Genomic DNA, 6182 nt, shown 5'->3' with positions numbered 1-6182 from the left:
GCGCGGCCTCCTCGTCGGCACCGCCACCATCACCGCACAGATCAAGTAACACCCCGCACCACGATCGGCCCGGACCACGCAGCAGCGCGGTCCGGGCCGATTCACGTCGTGGGAGCCACAGCTCAGCGGGCCCGCGCTCGGTACGCCCCGGGCGCGCTCCCGCAAGCACGGGTGAAGTGCGCGTAGAAGCTCGACTGCGAGCCGAACCCCGCGGCGTGCGCGATCTCCGACGTCGTCATCGACGTGGTCGCGAGCAACCGCTGTGCTTCGGCCACTCGGCACCGAGTCAGGTACTCCCCGATCGTGGTCCCGACGTCCTGCCGGAACACCGTCATGGCGTAGTGCGGATGCAGGTGTGCCGCAGCGGCGACGTCGGCGACCTCGATCGGTTCGCGGAACCGGTCCACGACGAACCGCACCATGTCGATCACCCGGTGCATCGCGTCCGCGGTGCCGTGCCCGCCCTCCGCGCGCTGGTCCACGGCGTCGCGGTGGTGCCGCAGCAACCGGCGCACCAGGGCCTGCGCTTCGAGGTTCGCGATCACTCCGGCTCCGTCGTCCGCGAAGTCCCGTTGCCACGACGACAACATCGACTCGACGTCCCGCCCGGCCGCACCGGTCGGCACCACGACGGGACGGTTCAGCAGCATGGCACCGAGGTCGTGGTCCGGAAGCCCCCATGCCAGCACCTCGCCGAGCGGTATGTGCACCCACCGGCACTGTCCGGTCCCCGTCGCGTCACCGACGAGCTGGTGGGGTGTCCATCCCCAGAAGAGCGCGATCTCCCCCGCGTTGACGCTCACCGGCTCCCCGCCGAACCGGTAGTCGAGCCGTCCCTCGAGCACGAGGTTGATCTCGAGGTCGTCGTGCCGGTGTGAGGACGGCATCATCGGCGCCGGGCCGCGATGGCTCCAGTACGCCGCTTCCACCGTCTCCACGTCGAGCACGGTGCCGAGCCTACGGCAGCGGCGTGGACGACCCGGAGTCCGATCGGAGGATCCTGGAACCCCGCCGTCCGAAGCCGGAGGACCCCGGGCCCCGGCGCTTCCTACCGTCGTCACATGACCAAGATCACCATCATCGGCGCCGGCGGCTTCGTCTTCCCCTTCCGCCTCATCGGCGACCTCGTCTCCTTCCCCGCACTGCAGGACGCGACGTTGCACCTCATGGACCTCGACGCGGGCCGGGTCGCCCGCACTGCGACCGCAGCCCGCGAACTCGTCTCCCACCACGGCCTCGGCGTCGAGGTCCTCGAGACCACCGACCGGCGCGAGGCCCTGGCGGGTGCGGACGTCGTCATCATCACGTTCCAGGTCGGCGGCGTCGAGTCGTACAAGTGGGACGTCGAGATCCCCCGCAAGTACGGCATCGACCAGGCCGTCGGCGACACCGTCGGCCCCGGCGGCGTGTTCCGGTTCCTGCGGTCGGTCCGTGCCTACGAGGACATCGCCCGCGACGCGCTCGAGCTCTGCCCGGACGCCCAGTTCATCAACTACGCGAACCCGATGGCGATGGCCACGGCGTTCCTCAACGCGAAGGGCCTGCGGACCGTCGGCCTCTGCCACAGCGTGCAGGGCACCACCCGCATGCTCGCCCGCACGCTCGGCGTGCCCTACGACGAGGTCGAGTTCGTCAGCGCCGGCATCAACCACCAGGCGTGGATCCTCGAGTTCAAGCGTCGCAACGGCGAGGACCTCTACCCGCGTCTGCGCGAGGTGATGACGGCGAAGCACCAGCGGGGCGTCGCGGCGTCCGACCTGCACGACGACGACGGCGACCACAGCGAGGCGGCTGCCGCGGCGAGCAACTACGAGGGCGGCAACGAGCAGGTCCGCACCCAGCTGATGCGCTCGTTCGGGTACTTCGAGACCGAGTCGAGCCACCACGCCAGCGAGTACGTGCCGTACTTCCGCAAGGACCCGGAGACGGTGCTCGAGTACATCCCGGAGCGCTGGGACTACTACGAGATCTGCCTGGCGCACGACGAGCAGGGCGACGTGGACACGCAGCTCGAGAAGCTCAAGGCCGACCTGACGCCGAGCGTCGAGTACGGCGCGAGCATCGTGAACGCGATCGTCACGGGGGTCCCCGCTGTCGTCTACGGCAACGTCCCGAACAGCACCGGCGTCATCCAGAACCTGCCGTCCGACGCATGCGTCGAGGTGGCCTGCCTGGTGGACGGCAAGGGCGTGCAACCGACCTCGTTCGGCGAGCTCCCGCCCCAACTCGCCGCGATCAACCGCACGAACACGAACGTGCAGACCCTGGCGGTGCGCGCAGCGCTGACGGGCAACGTCGAGCACGTCCACCACGCGGTCGCCCTCGACCCGCTGACGGCGGCGCACCTCACGCTCGACCGCATCGCCGAGATGACCGACGAGCTCCTGCACGCCCATGCGGCGCTGCTCCCCGAGTCGCTGCGTCCGGCGGACGCGGGCGCAGCCGCGCACACGGCCGACCGGGAGGCCCGCCCAGCGCTGGTCTGACACCGTCGCGCCCGACGTGGGGTCGGGTCCGCAACCGCGACCCCACGTCCGGCTCGCGCCGACGCGCAGCCGCGCGCCGCGCCTCCAGTCCGTCCTGCACGGCACCACGACCTCAAAGGAGAGGACCATGCCGACCCGACCATCCCCCCAGCTCGCCAGACGGGGGTTCCTCGCACTCGCCGGTATCTCGATGGCCGGCGCCCTCGCCGCCTGCGCGGGCCAGGGAACCGCTGCCCGCGGCGGCACGAAGCACATCCGCCTGTCCACCTGGAACATCCCGACGGACATCACGAGCTACCAGGCGATCGCCGACGAGTTCGTCGCGGCGCACCCGGGCACGAGCGTCTCCGTCGAGGTCACGACCGGCCAGTTCCACCAGTGGTTCATCACGCGGCTCGCCGCCGACCTGGCGCCGGACGTCATCCGGATCACCCCGCAGCAGATCGGCCGGTACGCCGCGAACGGCAGCCTGGTCGACATCTCGGGGGCCGTCCCGGCGGACTACCGGCAGGACTACAGCGACCCGTTCTGGGCGATCGGCGCGCGGGACGACGGTGTGTACGGCGTCTTCCAGCACACCGACAACTTCATCACCTACTACAACCGCGACGTCATGGAGCAGATCGGCGTCACACCGCCGGAGGCCCTGGCCGACGCGTGGACGTGGGATGCGTTCCTCGACGTCGCGAAGGAGGTCAAGCAGGTCACCGGCAAGTACGCGTTCGGGTACGGCTGGTCGTCGCCCGAGACGGCGTACCGGTGGCTGCCGCTGGTCCACCAGAACGGCGGCGCGTTCCTCGGGGAGGACGGCGCGACCCCGTCGATGGACACCCCCGAGGCGATCGACGCCCTGGCCTTCGGCCGGAAGTGGTACGCCGAAGGACTCGCGACGACCGGCAACCTCAGCAAGAGCGGCGGCGGTGACGTCTCGCGGAACCTGTTCCTGACCGGGCAGATCGGCATGATGCTCAACAACCCGGAGTCGATCGCGCAGCTCGACACCGACATGCCCGACAACTGGGGCACTGCCCCGATGATCCGCAACGTCGGCGAGGCGAGCGACCTGGGCGGCAACGCCCTGGCCGTCACGAAGTCGAGCAAGCACCCGGAGCTCGCGGCCGAGCTCGTGGCGATGATCACGTCACGGTCGAAGATGCAGCAGTTCTGCCACGACGGCAACTGGCTGCCCGCCCGGAAGTCCCTCGACGCGAAGGACATCGGGTACGCCGCGAACACCGACACGATGCAGCGGTTCATCGACCAGGGGACGACGATCCCGCTCTCGATGGTGAAGGCCGAGAGCGGCGAGTACTTCAGCTCGCTCAACGCGGTGTTCGCCGACTACCTCGACCTCTGCCTGCTCGGGCAGCTGAGCCCGAAAGAGGCCTCGAACCAGATGATGGAGGCGATGCGCAGTGTCACTGCGAACTGAGACCGCGCCGGTCCGCACGACGGCGTCCACCGCCCCTCCGACCGGCGGACTCCCCGCTGGCGACGGTGCCCGCCGAAGCCGCGGCCGCTTCGTCCCGTACGTGTTCATCGGCCCCGCGGCGCTGCTGTTCCTCGGCTTCTCGCTCATCCCGATCATCACGGCGATCGCGCTGAGCTTCCAGGACTCCAGCACCTCGCTCGGCGACGGCACCTGGGTCGGCGGGAAGAACTTCGTCGACATGGGCTCCGACCCGCTCATCGGCACGGCGCTGCGGAACACGCTCGTGTTCACGCTCGGCACCGTGCCGACGTCGATGGCGATCGGGCTCGCCCTGGCGGTCGCCCTGAACCGGCCGCTGCCCGGGCGCTCGGTGTTCCGCGCCCTGTTCTTCGTACCGATGGTCGCCGCCGGCGTCGTGGTGGGCGTCATCATGTCGTGGATCTTCAACGGCGACTACGGCGTCGTGAACAACCTGCTCGAAGCGCTCGGCATGGGGCGCGTGCCCTGGCTGACCGCTCCGGGGTGGGCGATGGCGACCCTGGTGGTCGTCGTGGTCTGGACCCGGATCGGCTTCTGCATGGTGATCTACCTCGGCGCGCTGCAGTCCGTGCCCGCCGAGCTCAAGGAGGCCGCCGCGATCGACGGCGCCTCGCGCTGGGTGCGGTTCCGGACCATCACGTGGCCGCTGCTCCGCCCGACGACGTCGATCCTGCTCATCCTGAACGTCGTGTTCTCGTTGCAGGCCTTCGACGTCATCTACGTGATGACCGGCGGTGGCCCGGGCTTCTCGACGACCGTGCTGATCCAGTACGTGTTCCGGTCGGCGTTCATCGATGCCCGGATGGGCTACGCCGCGGCGCTCGGACTGGTGCTCGTCGCGATCCTGCTCGTGTTCACGCTGCTCCGGCAGCGCGCCAACCGCAAGGCGGAGGAGATGCTCTGATGGCCGTACTCGATGTCCGCGGTCCCCGCCGCCGTCCGGCTGGAGTCCGCTCCCGGCGTCGGCCCGGTCGGTGGGTCCTCGTCGCCGGGCTCACCGCCCTGGCGATCCTGATGGTGTTCCCGCTGTACTGGATGGTCGTCTCGGCACTCACCCCCGGCGGGCAGTCGCAGAGTGGCACGTTCTCGCTGTTCCCGACCCGGCCGACGTTCGAGAACTACACGCAGGTGTTCAGCACGCAGCCGGTCTGGCGGTGGCTCGGCAACTCCGCGCTCATCACCAGCGTCGGCACCGCCTTGAGCGTCGTCGTGTCGCTGATGGCCGGGTACGCACTCGCCAAGTTCCGCTTCGTGGGCCGAGGGCTGCTGTACTCGGCGTTCCTCGTCACGATCATGATCCCGATCCAGGTCACCCTGGTGCCGAGCTTCCTGGTCGTCGCGAAGATCGGCCTGGTCGACTCCCCCTGGGCGGTGATCCTGCCGACCGTGTTCGACGTCGTCGGGATCTTCATCGCCCGGCAGTTCATGCTCGGGGTGCCGGACGCGCTGATGGAGGCCGCTCGACTCGACGGTGCCGGGGAGTTCCAGACGTTCTTCCGGGTGGTGCTGCCCTCGTGCGGCCCCCTGGTCGGGGTGCTCGTGATCCTCGGCTTCATGACCCGGTGGAACGACTTCCTCTGGCCGCTCGTCGTGCTGCAGGGCAACGAGAACCTGACCGTGCCGGTGGCCCTGTCGACCCTGACGAACAACCCGGCGTTCAGCTCACCGTGGGGAGCCGTGATGGCGATCGCGACCGTCACGGTGCTGCCGTTGCTCGTGGTCTTCCTGGCGTTCCAGCGGCAGTTCGTGCAGGGCATCGCCTCGACCGGCATCAAGTAGGGCGCCGGGAGGTTCCGGGACTACCACTGCAGTGGCCATGGGAAAGAAAGGACGGGAGGCACGGTGCCAGCTGGCACCGTGCCTCCCGTCCGTCGTCCGCGTCAGCGGATGATCGAGATGTTGTCCGCCTGCGGACCCTTCTTGCCGGGTCCGATCTCGTACTGCACGTGGTCGTCCTGGGCGAGCGGCCGGGAGCCGGTCGCCGCGACGATGCTGGAGAAGTGTGCGAACAGGTCCTCGGACCCGTCGTCGGGGTGGATGAATCCGAACCCCTTGCTGTGGTCGAACCACTTCACGGTGCCCGTGGGCATGGCGGTCAGCACGGCGTCAGTGGATGCGCAGCTGCGCGACCATGGGGCACGCGAAGGGGTCGCGGGCGGCGAGGCCGACGCGGTTGAGGTACCGGACGACGATGCCGTACGAACGCAGCAACGTGGTCTCCGTGT

6 protein-coding genes and 1 pseudogene are annotated in these 6182 nt (G+C 69.4%); 4 read left to right on the top strand and 3 right to left on the bottom strand.

Going from position 1 to position 6182, the window contains the following annotated elements:
* Positions 1 to 122 precede the first annotated feature (122 nt).
* On the bottom strand, positions 123 to 947 hold the full coding sequence (locus QRN30_RS17500; RefSeq protein WP_031259148.1) for a helix-turn-helix domain-containing protein: 825 nt from the start codon (positions 945 to 947) through the stop codon (positions 123 to 125).
* 114 nt (positions 948 to 1061) lie between these two features.
* Between QRN30_RS17500 and melA the strand changes: the two genes are divergently transcribed.
* From melA to QRN30_RS17480, 4 genes are all read left to right on the top strand, one after another.
* Positions 1062 to 2486 (top strand): alpha-galactosidase, encoded by a 1425-nt coding sequence (melA, locus tag QRN30_RS17495; RefSeq protein WP_194590112.1) that lies wholly within the window; start codon positions 1062 to 1064, stop codon positions 2484 to 2486.
* Positions 2487 to 2613: 127 nt separating this feature from the next.
* On the top strand, positions 2614 to 3918 hold the full coding sequence (locus QRN30_RS17490; protein WP_228501047.1) for an ABC transporter substrate-binding protein: 1305 nt from the start codon (positions 2614 to 2616) through the stop codon (positions 3916 to 3918).
* Positions 3902 to 4861, top strand: coding sequence for a carbohydrate ABC transporter permease (locus QRN30_RS17485; protein ID WP_056069178.1), 960 nt, complete (start codon positions 3902 to 3904; stop codon positions 4859 to 4861). Before QRN30_RS17490 ends, QRN30_RS17485 begins: the two co-directional genes overlap by 17 nt.
* A complete protein-coding gene (locus tag QRN30_RS17480) occupies positions 4861 to 5736 on the top strand; it encodes a carbohydrate ABC transporter permease (protein WP_236559570.1) in 876 nt (291 codons plus the stop codon). Before QRN30_RS17485 ends, QRN30_RS17480 begins: the two co-directional genes overlap by 1 nt.
* 101 nt (positions 5737 to 5837) lie before the next feature.
* Here QRN30_RS17480 and QRN30_RS17475 read toward each other — a convergent pair whose 3' ends face one another.
* A complete protein-coding gene (locus QRN30_RS17475) occupies positions 5838 to 6059 on the bottom strand; it encodes a cold-shock protein (protein ID WP_307360835.1) in 222 nt (73 codons plus the stop codon).
* A gap of 4 nt (positions 6060 to 6063) precedes the next feature.
* Positions 6064 to 6182: pseudogene (locus tag QRN30_RS17470) on the bottom strand (acyl-CoA desaturase); the annotation flags it as partial.

This window comes from Curtobacterium sp. MEB011, from assembly GCF_030209655.1.
Classification (GTDB): Bacteria; Actinomycetota; Actinomycetes; order Actinomycetales; family Microbacteriaceae; genus Curtobacterium; species Curtobacterium poinsettiae.
The sequence above is the reverse complement of the archived record's forward strand: the minus strand, read 5'-3'. Positions and strand labels throughout refer to the sequence as shown.

Coding starts and splice junctions, on each gene's coding strand:
- QRN30_RS17480 (WP_236559570.1), top strand. CDS start 4,861: ATGGCCGTACTCGATGTCCGCGGTCCCCGCCGCCGTCCGGCTGGAGTC.
- melA (WP_194590112.1), top strand. CDS start 1,062: ATGACCAAGATCACCATCATCGGCGCCGGCGGCTTCGTCTTCCCCTTC.
- QRN30_RS17490 (WP_228501047.1), top strand. CDS start 2,614: ATGCCGACCCGACCATCCCCCCAGCTCGCCAGACGGGGGTTCCTCGCA.